Source organism: Streptomyces sp. GESEQ-35 (assembly GCF_017948485.1).
Lineage (GTDB): Bacteria > Actinomycetota > Actinomycetes > Streptomycetales > Streptomycetaceae > Streptomyces.
In genome coordinates this window covers 41420-59971 of sequence record NZ_JAFFSX010000033.1, presented here as the reverse complement: position 1 = coordinate 59971, position 18552 = coordinate 41420, and the positions used below count along the sequence as shown (strand labels likewise).

The following is an 18552-nucleotide window of genomic DNA, read 5'->3' as shown; positions in this document are numbered from 1 at the left end:
ACGGCAGCCGAGCATCGCGATTTGTCCTCACTCAGGGTGTCCACGCCCTGGTTCGACTGGACCGGCGGTGAGAGTTCCTGGCTCCCGGGGATTGCTACCCCGGTGACAGTGGCGGGACCGCGCCGGATTCACACCGGCTTCCTCTTCTGCCGCCGTACATGGCTCCGGCAGTCCACCATGGGGTTGGAAGGGCCGTCAACTTGCCGTTGACCTGCGACGGGGGAGTGTGCTGAGGCCCACACACGTGAGGTGCGGGACGGTGATCCGTCCCGCACCCCGGGTGCTTTCACGCGCCGTGTGTCACGCGACGATCAGATAGATCCCGTAGGCCACCGCCGCCGCGCACGCGGCGAAGCAGGTGTACGCGGCGGTGACCGCGAGCGCCGCGGAGTCGCCCTGCGCCGTGGCGCGTTCGCGCCGGGACAGGCCCGCGACGCCGAGGGTGAACAGGGCCACGAGGGCCACGGTGACCACGAGGCTGACGCCGAAGACGGAGCCCAGAGCCGCCCAGTCGATCTTCATGTTGCTGCTTCCTCGAGTACTGGGTGGGGGTCAGACCGTGGCCTGCGAAGACGCCGGCTCCGTGGACGGGGCGGGGATCGTGGCCGCCAGCTCCTCGGCCACCGTGCCCGCGGGCGGCGGGGTCACCGCGGCGATCGCCGTCGTCACCACGCTGGCCGGCTCCTCCGCCGCGTCGTTGACGTTCGTGTGGTCGACGACCTCACGACGGGAGCGCTGCCAGATCGCGGCGCTGGAGGCGATCAGGAAGACCGCGACCAGGGCGGTGCCCCAGCTGCCGAAACCGGTCACCCATTCCGCGACGGCGCCGACCAGGGCCGCCGCCGGCAGCGTCAGCCCCCAGGCGACGAACATCCGGGTGGCCGTGGACCAGCGGACGACCCCGCCCTTGCGGCCGAGGCCCGCGCCCATCACCGCGCCGGAGACGGAGTGCGTGGTGGAGAGGGAGAAGCCGATGTGGGAGGAGGCCAGGATGACCGTGGCCGCGCTGGTCTGGGCGGCGAAGCCCTGCTGCGGCTGGAGGTCGGTCAGGCCCTTGCCCATGGTGCGGATGATGCGCCAGCCGCCGAGGTAGGTGCCGAGTGCGATGGCCAGGCCCGCGGAGAGGATCACCCAGGTGGGAGGGTTCGAGCCGGGGGCGATGGCGCCGCCGGTGACCAGGGCGAGGGTGATGATGCCCATCGTCTTCTGCGCGTCGTTGGTGCCGTGGGCCAGCGAGACCAGACCGGCGGAGGCGATCTGGCCGGCCCGGTAGCCCTTCGCGGCCGCCTTGCCGTCGGCCTTCCTGCCGAGGGAGTACGACAGGCGCGTGGCGAGCAACGCGGCGACACCGGCGACGATAGGGGCGGCGATCGCCGGGATCAGCACCTTGGTGACGAGCGCGTCGCCGTGGACCGCGCCGACGCCGGCCGAGGCGATGGTGGCGCCGATCAGACCGCCCATGAGGGCGTGCGAGGAACTGGAAGGGAGCCCGACCAGCCAGGTCAGCAGGTTCCAGAGAATCGCGCCGACCAGGGCGGCGAAGATGACCTCGGGACGAATACCGGTCTCGTCGACGAGCCCCTTGGAGATGGTGTTGGCGACCTCCACCGAGAGGAAGGCGCCGACGAGATTGAGGACGGCGGACATGGCCACCGCGACCTTGGGTCTGAGCGCACCGGTCGAGATGGTCGTGGCCATCGCGTTGGCGGTGTCGTGGAAACCGTTCGTGAAATCGAACGCGAGTGCGGTGATCACCACAATCGCGAGGATCAGCGAGAAGCTTTCCATTTACCCAGGCAATCGTTCGAGGTCGTTGGCCGGTTGAACGTAGGTAACCTGAATGAACGGAAGATGAACTGAGCAGGGCCGCACGGTGTCCGGAAGGGGTGTTGTCGCCCCTTGGGGTCCGCGCGGCCCAGATGCCCCAAGGGTTAGGAGCCTCGGGCAAACTTCTTCAGTTGAGACTGGGATCCGTTGAAGAGATTCTGGTCGCCGGGCAGACTGCCGCTGTTGTCGTACTGCCAGAAGGTCCAGACCCCCCAGCCCGCCGGCAGCGTTCCCGCCGTCGACGAGTTGTAGCGGGCGACCCACAGCGCATGGTTCGAGGCGAAGGCCCGGCTGCTGCCGGTGCACTTGTTCCACCAGTGCGCGGTCGTGTAGATCACCGGGCGGCGTCCGGTGAGCCGCTTCACCTCGTTGCTGAACGCCTTGATCCAGGCGACCATCCTGGAATTGCTCATCTTGTAGCAACTGTGCTTCTTGTCGTACGGGTTGTACTCGATGTCGAGCGCGGGCGGCAGAGTCCAGCCGTCCGCCCGCCAGGCTCCGCCGTTGCGTATGAAGTAGGCGGCCTGGGTCTTGCCCGACGACTTGTTGGGCAGCGCGAAGTGGTAGGCCCCGCGGACCAGGCCCGCGTTGCGCGAGCCGTTGTACTGCTGGCTGTAGTAGGGGTTGCGGTAGGTGTGGGACTCGGTCGCCTTGACGTAGACGAACTTGGCGCCTTTGTTCGCCGCGCTCTTCCAGTTGACGTTCTTCTGGTGCGACGAGACGTCGTGTCCCTTCGGCTTGCTCGCGGCGAAGGCCGGAACCTCGGTGAGGGCGATCCCCCCGACGGCGAGCGCCGTCATGGATGCCGCTATGACGTGGGTGCGACGACGGAACGGTTTGCGATCACGAGCCATATTTCCCCCCGGAATGGCGACGTGCACGACAAATCCCCCAGAGGCTACTGGAAGATCCTTGAACGCTCATCGATCTCCGGCCAAGCCCGGAGCGAGGGGCATCTGTGCCTGTATGCACTCTTCCGGGCGTCCGTCTCCTGCCCTAAAGTGCCCCCGCCCGACGGCGGGTTGACGCCGCGCCTGGCAGGATCGCGGCATGGCTGAGCAGCGGCGGGATCAGCGGGGTGCGCGGGAGGAAGTACAGGTTGTGGGGGAGCCGTGGGGGAGGGATGTGCTCGAGGAGGAGGCGGACGCCTGGGAGGCTCTGGTCACCGCGGCCCGCAGGACCGTGTCCGACGGACTCGTCGTCGGCACGTCCGGCAATGTCTCCGTACGCGTCGGGGACACGGTCCTGGTCACGCCGTCGGGCGTCCCCTACGACCGTCTCGCGCCGGGCGACGTGACCGGCGTCGACCTCGACGGCCGGCAGGTGCTCGGCACCCTCGTCCCGACCAGTGAGCTGCCCATGCATCTCGCCGTCTACCGCACGACCGACGCCCGCGCCGTCGTCCACACCCACGCGGTCCACGCCACGGCCGTCTCCACCCTCGTCGCCGAGCTCCCGCTGATCCACTACATGGCCGCGGCGCTCGGCGGACCCGTCCGAGTCGCCCCATATGCGACGTACGGCACCGACGAGTTGGCCGAGAACATGCTCCACGCACTGACCGACCGCTCCGCCTGCCTCCTCCAGAACCACGGCACGACGGCCTACGGCAGCACCCTCGACCAGGCCTACGACCGCACGGCCCAGCTCGAGTGGATGTGCCGCCTGTGGCTCACGGCGTCCTCGGTACCGGGGCTGTCACCGAGCCTGCTGTCGGGAGAGCAGCTGCGGGAGGTGGGGGAGAAGCTGCGCGGGTACGGGCAGCGGGGGTGAGGATGCCTTCTGCACCGGCCGGACGCCCTGTACCACCGGAAAACGCACCTGTCGCACCCGCCCGATGACGTCCTTCGGCTGGCCGACAACCGGCTCCGCCAGGACACTGAACCCGTGCGCACTGTCAAAGCGGCGGCCGCGGCCGTCACCGTAGCCCTGGCAGCCGGCGCAGCCAGCGTGGCCGCCGGCCGGTACGCCAGCGATGCCGCGCTCAAGGCGCCCGCGGGACGGCCCCTGCCCAGCGAACCCCGGCTCACCGTGCACGCGACGGCCGCCGGCCAGATCGCGCTCACCCGGGCCCTGGCCTCCACGCGCCCCGGCACCTACGGCCTCGCCGGCGACGCCTCACACGCTGTCGTCGGCCCCGTCCTCGATGCGGCGAACCACTCCGCCGACTCCGTCGTACGCCGCCTGGAACGCGTCACCCACGGCACCCTGGAGCCCGGCGACAAGGTGTGGCTCACCCCGAACGTGTACGTCGGCAACCCCGGCGCCGCCCTCGGCCTGGACCACGCCGACATCGACATCCCCGGCGAACTCGGCTCCCTGCCCGCCTGGTTCGTGCCCGGCGCGCGGGACACCTGGGTCATCGCGGTGCACGGCCTCGGCACCACCCGGGAGCACGCCATGAACATCATGGAGTTCCTGGGCCGCCGTGGCTTCCCGGTGCTCGCCCTCGCCTACCGTGGCGACCTCGGCGCCCCCCGCTCACCGGACGGCCTGAACCACCTCGGCGAGACCGAGTGGCGCGACCTGGACGCGGCGATCCGCTACGCCGTGCGGTACGGCGCCCAACAGGTCGTCCTGCACGGCTGGTCCACCGGCGCCACCATGGCGCTGCGCGCCGCCGCGCACTCGGGGCTCCGCGACCGTGTCTCGGGGCTCGTCCTGGACTCCCCGGTGCTCAGCTGGGAGACGACGCTGCGCGCCCTGGCCTCGGCCCGGCGCACCCCGGGCGCCCTGCTGCCGCTGGCGGTCCGCGCCGCGCAGGGCCGCACCGGAGTGCACGGCGACCGCATCGCGGAGTCCGCCGACCCCGCCCGGCTCTCGGTACCGGCCCTGATCTTCCATGGCCCCGACGACACCGTGGCCCCCTGGGTCCTCTCCCGCCGCTTCGCCGCGGGCCGCCCCGACCTGGTCTCCCTCCACACGGTCCAGCGAGCCCCGCACGGAGCCATGTGGAACGCCGACCCGGAGTCCTACGAAGAGACGCTGCGCCGCTTTCTGACACCGTTGATGTGACCTCCCCGCAGCCCGGTCCCACAGATTCCGTTTAATGCCGTATCACTGGCCTGTTCTCGGCCCTCCACCGCTCGCAGAACCCCGTGCGTTGGCCCTCCCCGTCGCCCGCCGTGACATTCCGTTTGGGTTTTCTGACCGTCAACCGGAAGACTGCACCCGTGACGTCCCGTATCCCGCGCGACTCCAGGCTTCGACTCGTCCGCCCGCGACCCCTGGCCGCCGCCCCCCGAGCGATGAACCAGCGGCGCTCGCGCCGCCCCGCACCGCGCCCCCCGGAGGGCACTCCCGCCCAGGCGGAACTGGCCAGAATGGCTCGCTCCGGTCTTGCCTCCGCGGCCCGCGTCGCCCACTGGGCCGACACCGCACTGCGCCCCGGCCGCGACGGAGCGGGCCCCGACGGCAAGGGCACGCTGTCCGACTCGACCGCCGAACTGGCGGCCGGGGACCTGAGCCTGACCGTGGCTCAGGTCCGCGCCGACTGGGACACCGCCCGCCTCGCCGGTCTCGTCGAGGTGCACGGCGACAGCGCCCGCCCCGGCTGGCGGCTGCGCGCCTGGGACCGTGACGACAGCGCCGTACTGCGCGGCTGGGTCGCCCTCTTCGACGCCTGGTCGCTCGCCCATCCGGAACCCGCGGACCACGAGCCCGCCGCCGTCGCCGAGGTCGTCTCGGCCATGCCCCAGGTGCTCTCCTTCCTCCAGCTCTCCGCCGGCCCCGTCCCGGTCGAGCAGCTCCTCGACCTCCTGGAACAGCGGGTCACCGAACTGCGCACCGAGCGCTGCGAGATCCCTTACGGTCCGCAGCCCGAGCCGACGCCAGTGGCCACCGACGCCCCCCTCGACCCGCTCCTCGACTGGGCCCTGCACGCTCTGGCCGCCGTCGGAGCCCTCACCTGCGGCGACGGACAGGCCACGCTGACCCCGCTCGGCAGCTGGGCGGTCTGGGTCAAGCTGGAGCAGATCTGCGTCGCCGCGCAGAGCCCCGCCGGGAACATCGAGCAGGCGGCCGAGGGCATGCTCCGCGGCTGCGCCCAGCTGCGCCCGAAGGCGGCCCGCGACGAGTACCGCGCCTGGCTCGCCGCCCGTCCCGTCGGCAGCGCCGTCACCGAGCTGCTCGACGCCGCCCGCGGCGAGGACGCCCTGCTGCGCGGCCTCGCCTTCGAGGCGCTGCGCGTCGTCGGCGCCCCCGCCGAGCCCGACGTACGCTCCGTGGCCGACGAGCCGACGCTCAGGCCCTACGCCCTGCTGTGGCTCGCCGAGCACGACGGCGTCGACCCCGAGGACGCCCATGAGGCCCTCACCCGCGAAGAGGCCACCTGGCTGTGGGTCGACACGGCCGCCGCCGTCGCCGACCACGGCGAGGCCCCCCTGCTCGTGCGGCACCTGGAGTCCGCGGTGCAGCCGACGGTCCCCATGCTGCTCGACGAGGTGCGTGCCGTCGGGCACCCCCGCACCGTCCAGGTCCTCGTCGCCCTCGCCGCGGCACACCCCGACCCCGCCCTGGCCAAGGCCGTACGCCGGGCGGCCTTCCAGGTGCACACCGGGGGAAACTAGCGCCCGGTCAGCCCCCCATCCCTGGGGCTCAGCCCCCTATCTCCGGGGCGTACGTGCCGAAGCTCCAGATGTTGCCCTCGAGGTCCCGGGCCATGTAGTCCCGGGAGCCGTAGTCCTGGTCCGTCGGGGGCATCAGGATCTCCGCGCCGTGCTCCACGGCGCGCTGGTGGTGGGCGTCGACGTCGTCCACGACGACGTACACCCCCGTCGTGCCCGCGTCCTTCATCGCCGCGTCGAAGACACCGCCGCGGCCCTTCGAGCCGAGCATGATCGCGCCGTTGCCCTGCGCCAGCTCCGCGTGCATCACCGCGCCGTCCTCACCCTCGTACACCGACAGCTCGCTGAAGCCGAAGGTCTCGGTGAGCTGCCGGATCGCCGCCTTCGCGTCCGCGTACAGCAGTGTCGGGTAGATGCTCGGACTCGCGCCGCCCGTGGCCGCCATGACGATCACTCCCTTGTCCACGCTGGAAAACCGCCGGAAATTGCCGGGATTTGCTGCCTGTTGCCAGTCTTGCACCCACCACTGACACCGGGCTCTGCCGACCGCCGCCGACTGGCTCCCGGCCCGCGGCGGCACGGGCGTCCTGCGCCTCATCGTCGACGGGCACCTGCGCCGGGTGCTGCCCGCGCGCAGGGGCTGCGCCCACGAGCCTGAGCGTGCCGTACGTCACGGTGGAGCGCGCTGCTCATCGCGCACCCCTGTGGGGACGTCGCCTGGACTGCCCAGCTCGTCGCGGTCGACGGCCTGGGCCGGATCACCCCGCACCGCACCCACCTCGGCAACGAAGGCCCCGGCGCGCGGTCCGAACACCGGAACGACGGAAAAGCGCTTGCACCGCCCCGTTAGAATTGCCTCCATGGCCATTCTCCTCGCGCATTAGACGGCGGGAACGTCCTCAGCCGCCCACCCGCCAACCCCCCTCCGCCCTGGAGTCTGTCCGTGATTTCCGCCTCCGGTATCGAGCTGCGCGCCGGTGCCCGCGTCCTCATCGAGTCCGCCACCTTCCGTGTCGCCAAGGGCGACCGCATCGGCCTGGTCGGCCGTAACGGCGCCGGCAAGACCACCCTCACCAAGTGCCTGGCAGGTGAAGGCAACCCCGCCGGCGGCACCATCACCCGCTCCGGCGAGGTCGGTTACCTCCCGCAGGACCCCCGCACCGGCGACCTCGACGTCCTCGCCCGCGACCGCATCCTCTCCGCGCGCGGCCTCGACCTACTGATCCGCAAGATGCGCGACAACGAACAGCGCATCGCCAACGGTCAGGGCGCCACCCGGGAGAAGGCCCTCAGGCAGTACGAGCGCCAGGAGACCGAGTTCCTCACCAAGGGCGGCTACTCCGCCGAGGCCGAGGCCGCCACCATCGCCGCCGCGCTGAGCCTGCCCGACCGGGTGCTCGGCCAGCCGCTCCATACGCTCTCCGGCGGTCAGCGCCGCCGTATCGAGCTGGCCCGCATCCTGTTCTCCGACGCGGACACCCTGCTCCTCGACGAGCCCACGAACCACCTCGACGCCGACTCGATCGTCTGGCTGCGCGACTACCTGAAGACGTATCGCGGCGGCTTCATCGTGATCTCCCACGACGCCGACCTGGTCGAGACGGTCGTCAACAAGGTGTTCTATCTGGACGCCAACCGCGCCCAGATCGACGTCTACAACATGGGCTGGCGGCTCTACCAGCAGCAGCGCGAGGCCGACGAGAAGCGCCGCAAGCGCGAGCGGCAGAACGCCGAGAAGAAGGCCGCCGCACTGCACTCGCAGGCCGACAAGATGCGCGCCAAGGCCACCAAGACGGTCGCCGCGCAGAACATGGCCAAGCGTGCCGACCGGCTGCTCGCCGGGCTCGAAGCGGTACGCGCCTCCGACAAGGTCGCCAAGCTCCGCTTCCCCGAGCCCGCGTCCTGCGGCAAGACCCCGCTGATGGCGGAGGGACTGTCGAAGTCGTACGGCTCGTTGGAGATCTTCACCGACGTCGACCTGGCCATCGACAAGGGCTCCCGAGTCGTCATCCTCGGCCTCAACGGCGCCGGCAAGACGACCCTGCTGCGCCTCCTCGGCGGCGTCGAGACCCCCGACACCGGCGAGGTCGTCGAGGGCCACGGCCTCAAGCTCGGCTACTACGCGCAGGAGCACGAGACCCTCGACCCCGAGCGCACGGTCCTGGAGAACATGCGCTCCGCCAACCCGGACCTCGACCTGGTCGAGGTCCGCAAGACGCTCGGCTCGTTCCTGTTCTCCGGCGACGACGTCGACAAGCCCGCCGGAGTCCTCTCCGGCGGTGAGAAGACCCGTCTCGCCCTGGCCACCCTCGTGGTGTCGTCGGCCAACGTCCTGCTGCTCGACGAGCCGACCAACAACCTCGACCCGGCCAGCCGCGAGGAGATCCTCGGCGCACTGCGCACCTACAAGGGTGCGGTCGTCCTCGTCACCCACGACGAGGGCGCGGTCGAGGCGCTCCAGCCGGAGCGGATCATTCTGCTTCCGGACGGAGTCGAGGACCTGTGGGGCGCGGACTACGCGGATCTCGTCGCCCTGGCTTGATCGAATGCGTGATCCACAGCGTATGGATCATTCGGCTCATCCTTGATCCATCATCTGTGTGAGATCTCCTCGTACCGAGGTGTGTCCTACATCGATTTACCGGCCGAGCCCTTTATCGACAAGGGCTCGGCCGTCCTGCTTCTCTGACCAGGCACTTCGCGGAACAACCCGTTCGGCCGTACGGACAGTTCTCTGCGGAATCACAGATTCCGTATGTGGGGATGCGCTCCTGTCGTCAAAACCCTGTCTTACGGACCTTGCCGAATGGGTGGCCATCAAGGCCCGGAGGGGTGATCATGAGGGGACCAGAGCGCACTTCCCATGAGGAGGCACGGGTGGCCGAGACTCTGAAGAAGGGCAGCCGGGTAACCGGCGCCGCGCGCGACAAGCTCGCGGCAGACCTGAAGAAGAAGTACGACTCCGGTGCGAGCATCCGAGCGCTGGCCGAGGAAACCGGTCGCTCGTATGGCTTCGTACACCGGATGCTCAGTGAGTCGGGCGTCACGCTGCGTGGGCGTGGCGGGGCGACGCGAGGCAAAAAGGCCGCATCGTCCTGAGCCCGGGCGGCCCACCGCTTTCGATGGTGGCCACCCGGTCGGTCGACTGATCGGCCGGGTGGTTACTGTGCAGTCACTTAACGATGCCTACCGTGTGGTACGGCATCCAGGATGACCGCACTCATCGGAGGCGCTCCATGGCTTCGCCCGACCAGGACGTTGTTGCCCAAAGTCCCGAAGGTCCCGTACTCGACAAGGACGGCGTACTGCTCACCGTCGACGACGCGATCGCCACGGTGACGCTGGCCAACCCGGCCAAGCGCAATGCGCAGAGCCCCGCGATGTGGCGTGCGCTGGGCGAGGCCGGGCGGTTGCTGCCGGGCAGCGTGCGTGTGGTCGTGCTGCGCGGGGAGGGCAAGTCCTTCTCCGCCGGTCTCGATCGACGGATGTTCACGCCCGAAGGCATCGAGGGCGAGCCGTCGTTCATCGACCTCGCGCGCGGCAGCGACGCCGAGCTGGACGCGTCCATCGCCGGGTTCCAGGAGGGCTTCACCTGGTGGCGGCAGAGCGACATCGTGTCCATCGCCGCCGTCCAGGGGCATGCCATCGGGGCCGGGTTCCAGCTTGCCCTGGCGTGCGACCTGCGCGTCGTCGCGGACGACGTGCAGTTCGCCATGCGCGAGACCAGCCTGGGCTTGGTGCCGGACCTGACCGGCACGCATCCCTTGGTGGGACTCGTCGGATACGCACGGGCGCTGGAGATCTGCGTGACCGGGCGCTTTGTGCCGGCCGAGGAAGCCGTGAGCACAGGGCTGGCCAATCTTGCGGTGCCGGGTGAGCAGTTGGACGCGGCCGTACAGGATCTGGCGGCGGCGATCGTGGCCGCGCCCCGGGACGCCGTGATCGAGACGAAGGCGCTGCTGCGTGGGGCCGGGGAGCGGACCTACGAGGAGCAGTGTGCCGCTGAGCGGGCTGCGCAGTCTCGGCGGCTCAGGGAGCTGGCAGGGCTGGGCGAATGAACGGCGGGGTCAGGTGACAGCTGTCACCAGCACCGCCACCGTCGGGGCGCTCCGCAGCGCCTTCGACACCGCCGCGCGGACCTCTCGGGCCACGTCCAGAGCTCGGTGGTCCGCGGCTGTCGCCAGTTCCAGGCGTACGTGAGGGTGCGGCAGGGTCGTGTCGTCGGCCTGCCGTTCCTCGATGTGAACAGCCCGCCCCAGCGTGCCCGTCAGGGCCGTCACCCCCGGCACACCGAGCGCTGCCTCGGCCACACGGGCTTCATCGCCCTCCCGGACTTCCGAAGCCTCCCTCGGCTCGGGCGGTCGTACGGCTGCGGGCCCTGTGTCCTCGTCCAGCAGGGCCGTCACCCGCAGGTCCACGTCCGTCACCGTCAGGCCCAGCTGTTTCGTCGCGGCCGTTGCCAGCGTGCTGCGCAGGCGGGCGGCCGTCGTCGGCAGTGGCGCCGAGGGTGTCGCGGCGAAGTCCGCCGTCAGACGGAGCGGGCCGGGCCGTAGTGCGCTCGGCGGGGGCGCTACGGCGGGCTCCTGGGCGTCATCCGGATCCGTGAGCGCGATCCGCAGTGCGCCCAGGCGTACCCCGCGCACCCCCTCCGCCGCGCGCTGGAGTACCGCCTCGGCCGCCTTCTCCGTGATCCACGCGCCGTCGCGCGGGCCGCCCAGCGGGACGAGTCTGCCCAGCCCCAGCTGCTGTCGTACTGTCTGCGCCAACCGGTCGGACGTCATTGCCCCAGCCTGCCGCATCCCCGGCGCGCGAGAGCGGAACCGCACTTACCGTGGTCGAAGGGGACTACGACCGAAAGGGACGTGCGGCGATGACCGACATGACGGAACGGAACCGGACGCAGACCCCGGAGGGCGAGAACGAGCCGCCGGTGCAGACCCGTAAGGCGACCAAACGCGGGGGCGGGGAACCGGCGAGCCGGGGGCGGACCACGATCGCCGACGGGGTAGTGGAGAAGATCGCCGGGCTGGCAGCCCGGGATGTGATGGGCGTACACGCCATGGGGAGTGGGCTGTCGCGGACCTTCGGAGCCGTGCGGGACCGGGTTCCCGGCGGGACGAAGTCCGTGACACGGGGTGTGAAGGCCGAGGTCGGGGAGGTGCAGACCGCGCTCGATCTGGAGATCGTCGTCGACTACGGCGTGTCGATCGCCGATGTGGCACGGGATGTGCGCGAGAACGTGATCGCGGCCGTCGAGCGGATGACCGGGCTTGAAGTCGTCGAGGTCAACATCGCCGTGAGTGATGTGAAGCTCCCGGAGGAAGAAGAAGAGGAGCAGGAACCCCGGATTCAGTGACCCGTCGGCGACCGAACCGCCAAGGAGCGCACCATGAGCATGGCTGTGATCGGCATGATCGCCGGAATGGCCCTGGGCTTCGCCGGATACTTCGGCGGGTTCGGCGCCTTCCTGCTGGTGGCGGCGCTGGGCGCCATCGGGTTCGTGGTCGGCCGGTTCCTGGAGGGAGACCTGGACGTCGGCGACTTCTTCCGCTCGCGTAACGACCGACGGCGGTGACGTCCGTGAGCGCAGGGGCCGCCGAGCTCCGCAGACCCCGGGCTGCCGTACCGCCCGGAGAACGTGGCGCCACGCGGATCGCCGACCGGGTCGTGGCGAAGATCGCCTCGCAGGCGGCGCGCGAGGCGCTGGGCGCGCTGCCCCCGGACGCCGCTCCGCCGCACGCCTCGGTCGTCGTGCACCACGACACCGTCCGCGTCCGTGTCAGCCTCGACCTCGGCTACCCCTCCGACGTCGGTCACCAGTGCGCCTCCGTGCGTCGGCACGTCACACAGCGGGTAGTCGCTCTGGTGGGCATGGAGGTACATGAGGTGGCCGTACAGGTGGAGCGGCTGCATCCGGTACCGGTACCCGGCGTGGCACAGGGGAGGACGCAATGAGCGAGGCCCAGGGGTCCGAGAGCACTCAGCAACTGCCCGTCCTGGAAAAGACGGACGAGGGCGGGCTCGGCCAGTCCGCCTCCGCGGCGGACTACGAACCCGTCGGCGGAGAGAGCGGCGGCCGCTTCTGGTCGGCACGCCGTGTCCCGGCCGCCCTCGTCGCGCTGCTGCTCCTGCTGGTCGCCGGCGCCTTCCTGTACGACATCGCCGCCGTCCGCGCCGACCGGCCGGCCATGTCCTGGCGCCGTGAACTGGCCGTTCAGCTGGCCGAACGCCCCCTCGACGACATCTGGGTGCTCGTCGGCGCGGGCGTCGCCGCGGCTCTCGGCCTCTGGCTGATCCTGCTCGCGGCCACTCCCGGCCTGCGTGCTGTGCTGACGATGCGGCGCACCCACCCCGACGTACGCGCCGGCCTCCACCGGGACGCGGCCGCCCTCGTGCTGCGCGACCGGGCCATGGAGGTGTCCGGTGTGCAGTCGGCAAGGGTGCGGATGCGCCGCTCCAGGGCCGACGTCCGCGCGGTCTCGCACTTCCGCGAACTGGACGACGTACGCGCCGACTTGGACGCCACACTCGCGGACGCGATCAAGGGTCTGGGGCTGGCCCGGGCCCCTGCGCTGTCGGTACACGTCCGGCGGCCCGGACGGAAGGGGTGAGCGCGGTGCTCAGTGTCGTCAATCGGGTGCTGCTCGGGGTCGTGGGCCTGCTGCTGGTGGTGATCGGGGGTTCCGTGCTCGCCGTCGGGCTCGGTCTGAACCCGCCCTCCTGGTGGATTCACGACGGACAACACGACGTGCTGCTGAACGACGCCGAGCGCACCCGCTGGCGGGACGACGGCTGGTGGTGGCCGACCGTCCTCGCCGTACTTGCCGTCCTCGTCCTGCTCGCCCTGTGGTGGCTGACCGCCGTACTGCGCCGGCACCGCCTGGCCGAGGTCCTGGTCGACACCGGCGACGGCGAGGGCGCCCTGCTGCGCGGCCGGGCCCTGGAAGGCGTACTGGCCGGCGACGCAGCCCAACTGGACGGCGTCGCCCGCGCCCACGCTGAACTCACCGGCCGCCGCAGCACCCCCGAAGCCCGCGTACGCCTCCTCCTGGAACCCCACGTGGACCCCGGCGACGCCCTCAACCACCTCACCACCCAGGCCCTGGCCCACGCGAAAGACTCGGCGGGCCTCGAGTCACTCCCGGCGGAAGTACGACTGAGGGCAGCCAAGCACCGCGCGGAAAGGGTGACTTGAAACCAACAAAGGGTGCCTTGAAACCAACGGGGCAGCAGCGCACCTAAGGGGCGCGGGGAACTGCGCGACCAGCCCCCACGCACCCGCACCCGGCAACGATGCATCAGAACCCGTGACGTGCTCCGCCATCCACAGGCACCATGATCCCCGTCAGATAGGACGCGGCAGGCGACATCAGAAAAGCCGCCGTTCGCCCGAACTCCTCCGAAGTCCCATACCGCCGCAACGGAATCCGAGACTCGTGCGCGGCCCGAGTAGCCTCAGGATCCGCCGACAACCCGTCCAGCTCGCGCACGCGATCCGTGTCGATCCGAGCCGGCAGCAATCCGACCACCCTGATCCCGCGCGGGCCCAACTCGTCCGACAGGGACTTCGCGAACCCGGCAAGACCCGGCCGCAGCCCGTTGGAAATCGTCAGCCCCGGAATCGGCTCGTGCACGGACGCGGACAGCACGAACCCGATGACGCCCCCGGCATCAAGCTCCGCGGCCGCCGCCCGCGCAAGCCGGACCGCCCCGAGGAACACCGACTCGAACGCCGCCTCCCACTGCTCGTCCGTGTTGTCGGCGGCAAACCCCGGCGCAGGACCGCCGACGCTCACCAGAACCCCGTCGAACCCACCGAAGTGCTCACGCGCGGCCGCGATGAGACGCGCCGGCGCCTCCGGGTCGGCGTTGTCCGCGCCCACCCCGACGGCGTTCGCCCCCAGCTCGGAGGCGGCCTCGGCGGCAGTCTCGGCGTCCCGCCCTGTGATGATCACCTTCGCCCCGTCGGCGACGAGCTCGCGCGCGGCCGCGTTGCCCAGCCCACGGGTGGCTCCGGTGACGACGTACACCCGGTCCTTCAGTCCAAGATCCATGGCCCCTATCCTGCCGTGTCGCCCCCGAACAGGGCGAGGGCGGTGTTCACCAGACCGATGTGACTGAACGCCTGCGGGAAGTTGCCGAGCTGCCGGCCGGCGACCGGGTCGTACTCCTCGGCCAGCAGTCCCACGTCGTTGGCGAGCCCCACCAGCCGTTCGAACAGCTCGCGTGCCTCCTGCGTACGCCCCGTCATGTGCAGCGCCTCCGCGAGCCAGAACGAGCAGGCCAGGAACGTGCCCTCGCTGCCCGTCAGCCCGTCGACGGGCGCGGTGTCGGTGTCGTAGCGGTGCAGGAAGCCGTCATGGCTGAGCTCGGCGCGGATCGCCTCGATGGTGCCGGTGACGCGCGGGTCGTCGGGCGGCAGGAAGCCGACACGCGGGATGAGCAGCAGCGCGGCGTCGAGTTCACGGGAGCCGTAGGACTGCGTGAAGGTGTTCCGCTCGGCGTCGTAGCCCTTCTCGCACACCTCGCGGTGCACCTCGTCGCGCAGCTCGCGCCAGCCGTCGAGGTCGCCCTCCAGCTTCGGGTTCTTCTCCAGGGTGCGCACCGCCCGGTCCGCGGCCACCCAGACCATCACCTTCGAGTGCACGAACTGACGGCGGCCGCCGCGCACCTCCCACAGCCCCTCGTCCGGCTGCCGCCAGTGCGAGCGCAGCCACTCGACGAGGGCGACCTGAATCGCCCACATGTGCGGCTTGGTGGACAGTCCCGCGTCCCGGGCCAGCGCCAGCGAGTCCATGACCTCGCCGTACACATCCAACTGGAGCTGTTCCACGGCCTGGTTGCCGATGCGTACGGGGGCTGAGCCCGCGAAGCCGCACAGCCAGGGCACCTCGAACTCGGGCAGCCGCCGCTCGCCCGCCAGGCCGTACATGATCTGTAGGTCGGCCGGGTCACCGGCGACCGCGCGCAGCAGCCAGTTGCGCCACGCCTCGGCCTCCTCCCAGTACCCCGCCGACAGTCCCACGTTCAGGGTGAGGGTGGAGTCGCGCAGCCAGCAGTAGCGGTAGTCCCAGTTGCGTACGCCGCCCAGCTCCTCGGGGAGCGAGGTGGTGGGGGCGGCGACGATGCCGCCGGTCGGCTTGTAGGTGAGGGCCTTGAGGGTGATCAGGGAGCGTACGACCGCTTCCTTGTAGGGGCCGTCGTAGCGGCAGCGGTCCGCCCAGGCCTGCCAGTCCTCGACACTCGCGTCCAGCGTCTCGTACGGGTCGATGAGCGGCGGACGCGGCTCGTGCGATGGGTGCCAGGTCAGGACGAAGGCGACCCGCTCGCCCTTCTCGACCGTGAACTCCGAGTGCGTGCCGAGGTCCTCGCCCCAGGTGTGCACCGGGGGCTCGGTGCGCAGCCACGCCGAGTCCGGGCCCGCGATGGCCACGTGGTGACCGTCGGAGCGGCGCATCCAGGGCACGATCGAGCCGTAGTCGAAGCGGAGCCGGAGCGAGCTGCGGACGGTTACCCGGCCGCCGAGTCCTTCCACGATGCGTACGAGATCGGGGGCGATATCGCGCTGCGGCATCAGGTCGGTGACACGGACCGAGCCGTCGTCGGTGTCCCACTCGGTGTCCAGGACGAGAGTGTTCGGGCGATAGCTGCGGCGCGTGCAGAGACCTCTCGCGCCCTTGGGGGCGATGCGCCAGTGGCCGTTCTCCTCGTCGCCGAGCAGCCTGGCGAAGCAGGCGGCCGAGTCGAAGCGGGGGAGGCACAGCCAGTCGACCGAGCCGTCCCGGCCGACCAGGGCCGCCGTCTGTTCGTCGCCGATGAGAGCGTAGTCCTCGATGCGGGGGTGCACGGGTTCCGGGTTCCCGGCGGGGGTGAGGGGCAATCCGGTCCGGGCCGGGAGAGTGACGGGCCGGTCTACACCGCCGCGGGTTCGGCCGGCGCGGTCTCGTCCGCCCCGTCCTCCTTCTTCGCCCGCTCACGCGTCTCGCGGCGGACCAGGATCACCCAGCCGATGGGGACGCCCGCCGAGAACAGCCACCACTGGATGGCGTACGCGTAGTTCAGCGCCGCGTCCTCGTTGCCGGGACTGCCGAGCAGCTCCGGGGTGTCGCCCTTCGGCTCGGGTGCCGTCTGCGCGATGTAGCCGCCGAGCACCTGGGCGTCGAGGCGCTGCGCCTCCTGCGCGCTGTTGATCAGCATGATCTGCCGGTCCGGCAGGCCCTCGAGATTCTTGATGCCGCTCGCCTCGGTCGTCTCGTCGGGCATCAGCCGTCCGGTGACGGTGACCTCGCCGCTGGGCGGTGCGGGGATCTTGGGGAACGTGGTCTGGCTCGGGCTGTCCGCAGGGATCCAGCCGCGGTTGACGAGCAGGACCTTGCCGTCGTCGAGGACGAACGGGGTCAGGACGTGGTAGCCGACCTCGTCGTCGGAGTTGGTGCGGCGGCGGACGACGAGCTCGTGGTCGGTGTCGAAGCGGCCCTTCGCGGTCACCCGGTGGTACCGCTCGTCGGTGGTGACGGCGTGTCCGGGGGAGGTCAGCTTCTCCACGGGTACCGGCTTCGCGGTCAGCGCGTCGGCGACGAGTTCGTTCCGGGCGGTGCGCATCTCGTAGCGGTGCATCTGCCAGATGCCCAGCCTGATCATCGTGGGGATGAGGAGGAGGGCGACCAGCGTGAGGATCACCCACTGCCGGGACAACAGGAAGCGGTACACCCCACGACCGTACAACTCGGTCGTGGGGTGCGGTCAGGCGGGTACCGGGTCACACGTTGTCGACGATCCCCACCTTTCCCTCCGCGCGGGCACAGTGGGCGCCGCAGAACCATTGGCCCTCGACCTCGACGCCCTGCCCGATGATCTGGACGCGGCAGTGCTCGCAGATGGGTGCCATGCGGTGGATCGCGCAGGAGAAGCAGTCGAAGACGTGCACCGCGCCCTGCGCATGGACCTCGAAGGTCATTCCATAGTGATTGCCGCAAACTTCACATGTCGCCATGCGCCACAGGGTGGGCCGTCGCCGTGGCCCGGGCGAGACGGCTCCGGGCGAGTCGCGCGGCAATCACCCGTCCGTACGGTCACTGCTCCGACGCCAGTTCCACGTCCCCGAGGAGTTGTCCGAACGCCGCCTCGTCGACCACCGGCGTGCCGAACTGCCGGGCCTTGACGACTTTGGACGTGCCCGAATCCGGGTCGTTCGTGACCAGCAGGCTGGTCAGCCGGGACAGGCTCGTCGCGACATGGAGCCCGGCATCGGTCGCCCGGTCCTCCAGCAGCTCGCGCTCGACGGACGTGTCACCGGAGAAGGCGACGCGCATACCCTGCTTGAGCCTTTTGCCCGCTTCGTAGCGGCCGGGGTTGGGATACGGGCATGCGGGCCTCCTGCGGGCGGGCCGCCAACTGCCGGGCCGATAGCTGCTGTAGCCGCCCGCCTGCTGTCCGACCCGGGGCGCGGGCCGGTCCGTCCACTCGGTCAGCGGGCGGCACTCGTGCAGCGGCAGCCGTACGCCGTCCTGCGCGGCGGCGTACAGGCTCGGCCGGAACGCCTCCGCCAGCACGCGCGCGTCGTCCAGCGCGTGGTGCGCCCGCTGCTGTACGACGCCGAAATGCGCGGCGAGCGACTCCAGCTTGTGGTTGGGCAGCGGCAGACCCAGCTCCTTCGAGAGCGCGATGGTGCACAGCCGCTGCCGCACCGGCGCCTCGCTCCGCGCGCGTGCGTACTCCCGGGCGATCATCTGCCAGTCGAAGACGGCGTTGTGCGCGACGAGCACCCGGCCTTCCAGCCGGGTCGCGAACTCCTCGGCGATGTCCTGGAAGAGGGGCGCGCCCTCGAGCACGTCGCTCGTCAGACCGTGAATCCACACCGGGCCCGGGTCCCGCTCCGGGTTGACCAGCGTGTACCAGTGGTCCTCGACCTCGCCGCGGGCGTCCAGCCGGTAGACGGCCGCGGAGATGATCCGGTCGTCCCGGGCCAGGCCCGTGGTCTCCACGTCAACGACCGCGTATCCCTGGGGATACGCGGCCGGCCACACTGTGGGGGACGACACTGCGGTCGTACGGTCTTCGAGCATGGTCACTGAGGATACGGGCCGGGTCCGACAGTCCTGTCCGTCAGGTGCCGTATCCCGTCCGGGTGTTCGAGCGGCGCGAATGTCCGTGCGGTGCC

The 18552-nt window shown here is 70.7% G+C and carries 22 protein-coding genes and 1 riboswitch; of the genes, 11 read left to right on the top strand and 11 right to left on the bottom strand.

What is annotated here, in order from left to right:
- Positions 1–50: 50 nt before the first annotated feature.
- A riboswitch (cobalamin riboswitch) is annotated at positions 51–193 on the bottom strand.
- A 107-nt stretch (positions 194–300) separates the two neighbouring features.
- The 3 genes from KCH87_RS42035 to KCH87_RS42025 form a co-directional block, all read right to left on the bottom strand.
- Complete coding sequence (locus KCH87_RS42035; RefSeq protein ID WP_210593214.1) at positions 301–522, bottom strand: hypothetical protein; 222 nt, start codon at positions 520–522, stop codon at positions 301–303.
- A 30-nt stretch (positions 523–552) separates the two neighbouring features.
- A complete protein-coding gene (locus KCH87_RS42030) occupies positions 553–1788 on the bottom strand; it encodes an inorganic phosphate transporter (protein ID WP_210593213.1) in 1236 nt (411 codons plus the stop codon).
- Between the two features lie 143 nt (positions 1789–1931).
- Positions 1932–2681 (bottom strand): lysozyme, encoded by a 750-nt coding sequence (locus tag KCH87_RS42025; RefSeq protein ID WP_210593212.1) that lies wholly within the window; start codon positions 2679–2681, stop codon positions 1932–1934.
- Positions 2682–2877: 196 nt separating this feature from the next.
- On the opposite strand from KCH87_RS42025, the gene KCH87_RS42020 reads away from it, so the two are divergent.
- From KCH87_RS42020 to KCH87_RS42010, 3 genes are all read left to right on the top strand, one after another.
- Entirely contained in the window at positions 2878–3600 is a 723-nt protein-coding gene (locus tag KCH87_RS42020) for a class II aldolase/adducin family protein (RefSeq protein WP_210593211.1), read from the top strand.
- Positions 3601–3714: 114 nt separating this feature from the next.
- Positions 3715–4842 carry an alpha/beta hydrolase gene (locus KCH87_RS42015; RefSeq protein ID WP_210593210.1) on the top strand — a complete coding sequence of 376 codons (1128 nt, stop codon included), beginning with the start codon at positions 3715–3717 and terminating at the stop codon, positions 4840–4842.
- 158 nt (positions 4843–5000) lie between these two features.
- Positions 5001–6395 carry a hypothetical protein gene (locus KCH87_RS42010; RefSeq protein WP_210593209.1) on the top strand — a complete coding sequence of 465 codons (1395 nt, stop codon included), beginning with the start codon at positions 5001–5003 and terminating at the stop codon, positions 6393–6395.
- Between the two features lie 28 nt (positions 6396–6423).
- Here KCH87_RS42010 and KCH87_RS42005 read toward each other — a convergent pair whose 3' ends face one another.
- Together KCH87_RS42005 and KCH87_RS42000 are read right to left on the bottom strand one after the other, a co-directional pair.
- Positions 6424–6837 carry a VOC family protein gene (locus tag KCH87_RS42005; protein WP_210593208.1) on the bottom strand — a complete coding sequence of 138 codons (414 nt, stop codon included), beginning with the start codon at positions 6835–6837 and terminating at the stop codon, positions 6424–6426.
- A 225-nt stretch (positions 6838–7062) separates the two neighbouring features.
- Positions 7063–7254: a hypothetical protein gene (locus KCH87_RS42000; protein ID WP_210593207.1), complete on the bottom strand. Its 192-nt coding sequence runs from the start codon at positions 7252–7254 to the stop codon at positions 7063–7065.
- An 81-nt stretch (positions 7255–7335) separates the two neighbouring features.
- On the opposite strand from KCH87_RS42000, the gene KCH87_RS41995 reads away from it, so the two are divergent.
- From KCH87_RS41995 to KCH87_RS41985, 3 genes are all read left to right on the top strand, one after another.
- Positions 7336–8934, top strand: coding sequence for an ABC-F family ATP-binding cassette domain-containing protein (locus tag KCH87_RS41995; RefSeq protein ID WP_210593206.1), 1599 nt, complete (start codon positions 7336–7338; stop codon positions 8932–8934).
- Positions 8935–9269: 335 nt separating this feature from the next.
- Positions 9270–9491: a helix-turn-helix domain-containing protein gene (locus tag KCH87_RS41990; protein ID WP_004002281.1), complete on the top strand. Its 222-nt coding sequence runs from the start codon at positions 9270–9272 to the stop codon at positions 9489–9491.
- A gap of 137 nt (positions 9492–9628) precedes the next feature.
- Positions 9629–10450: an enoyl-CoA hydratase/isomerase family protein gene (locus tag KCH87_RS41985; RefSeq protein ID WP_210593205.1), complete on the top strand. Its 822-nt coding sequence runs from the start codon at positions 9629–9631 to the stop codon at positions 10448–10450.
- A gap of 9 nt (positions 10451–10459) precedes the next feature.
- Here KCH87_RS41985 and KCH87_RS41980 read toward each other — a convergent pair whose 3' ends face one another.
- Positions 10460–11173 carry a nucleopolyhedrovirus P10 family protein gene (locus KCH87_RS41980; RefSeq protein ID WP_210593204.1) on the bottom strand — a complete coding sequence of 238 codons (714 nt, stop codon included), beginning with the start codon at positions 11171–11173 and terminating at the stop codon, positions 10460–10462.
- 89 nt (positions 11174–11262) lie between these two features.
- Here KCH87_RS41980 and KCH87_RS41975 point away from each other — a divergent pair, with 89 nt between their 5' ends.
- From KCH87_RS41975 to amaP, 5 genes are read left to right on the top strand one after another with little or no spacing between them, the layout of a single operon-like run.
- Positions 11263–11748, top strand: coding sequence for an Asp23/Gls24 family envelope stress response protein (locus tag KCH87_RS41975; RefSeq protein WP_210593203.1), 486 nt, complete (start codon positions 11263–11265; stop codon positions 11746–11748).
- Positions 11749–11781: 33 nt separating this feature from the next.
- The gene (locus tag KCH87_RS41970; protein ID WP_210593202.1) at positions 11782–11967 is read left to right on the top strand and encodes a hypothetical protein; all 186 of its coding nucleotides are present in this window, start codon (positions 11782–11784) and stop codon (positions 11965–11967) included.
- Complete coding sequence (locus tag KCH87_RS41965) at positions 11964–12347, top strand: hypothetical protein (RefSeq protein ID WP_210593201.1); 384 nt, start codon at positions 11964–11966, stop codon at positions 12345–12347. Before KCH87_RS41970 ends, KCH87_RS41965 begins: the two co-directional genes overlap by 4 nt.
- The gene (locus KCH87_RS41960; RefSeq protein ID WP_210593200.1) at positions 12344–13003 is read left to right on the top strand and encodes a DUF6286 domain-containing protein; all 660 of its coding nucleotides are present in this window, start codon (positions 12344–12346) and stop codon (positions 13001–13003) included. The genes KCH87_RS41965 and KCH87_RS41960 overlap by 4 nt, the downstream gene beginning before the upstream one ends.
- 5 nt (positions 13004–13008) lie before the next feature.
- On the top strand, positions 13009–13587 hold the full coding sequence (amaP, locus tag KCH87_RS41955; RefSeq protein ID WP_210593199.1) for an alkaline shock response membrane anchor protein AmaP: 579 nt from the start codon (positions 13009–13011) through the stop codon (positions 13585–13587).
- A gap of 103 nt (positions 13588–13690) precedes the next feature.
- Here amaP and KCH87_RS41950 read toward each other — a convergent pair whose 3' ends face one another.
- The 5 genes from KCH87_RS41950 to KCH87_RS41930 form a co-directional block, all read right to left on the bottom strand.
- Positions 13691–14446, bottom strand: coding sequence for an SDR family oxidoreductase (locus tag KCH87_RS41950; protein WP_210593198.1), 756 nt, complete (start codon positions 14444–14446; stop codon positions 13691–13693).
- 5 nt (positions 14447–14451) lie between these two features.
- Positions 14452–16239: a glycoside hydrolase family 15 protein gene (locus KCH87_RS41945; protein ID WP_210593197.1), complete on the bottom strand. Its 1788-nt coding sequence runs from the start codon at positions 16237–16239 to the stop codon at positions 14452–14454.
- 65 nt (positions 16240–16304) lie between these two features.
- Positions 16305–17102, bottom strand: a complete 798-nt coding sequence (locus KCH87_RS41940; RefSeq protein WP_210593196.1) for an SURF1 family protein — start codon at positions 17100–17102, stop codon at positions 16305–16307.
- A 49-nt stretch (positions 17103–17151) separates the two neighbouring features.
- Complete coding sequence (locus KCH87_RS41935; protein ID WP_210593195.1) at positions 17152–17385, bottom strand: hypothetical protein; 234 nt, start codon at positions 17383–17385, stop codon at positions 17152–17154.
- Between the two features lie 79 nt (positions 17386–17464).
- Entirely contained in the window at positions 17465–18457 is a 993-nt protein-coding gene (locus tag KCH87_RS41930; RefSeq protein ID WP_210593194.1) for a DEDDh family exonuclease, read from the bottom strand.
- Between the last annotated feature and the right edge of the window lie 95 nt (positions 18458–18552).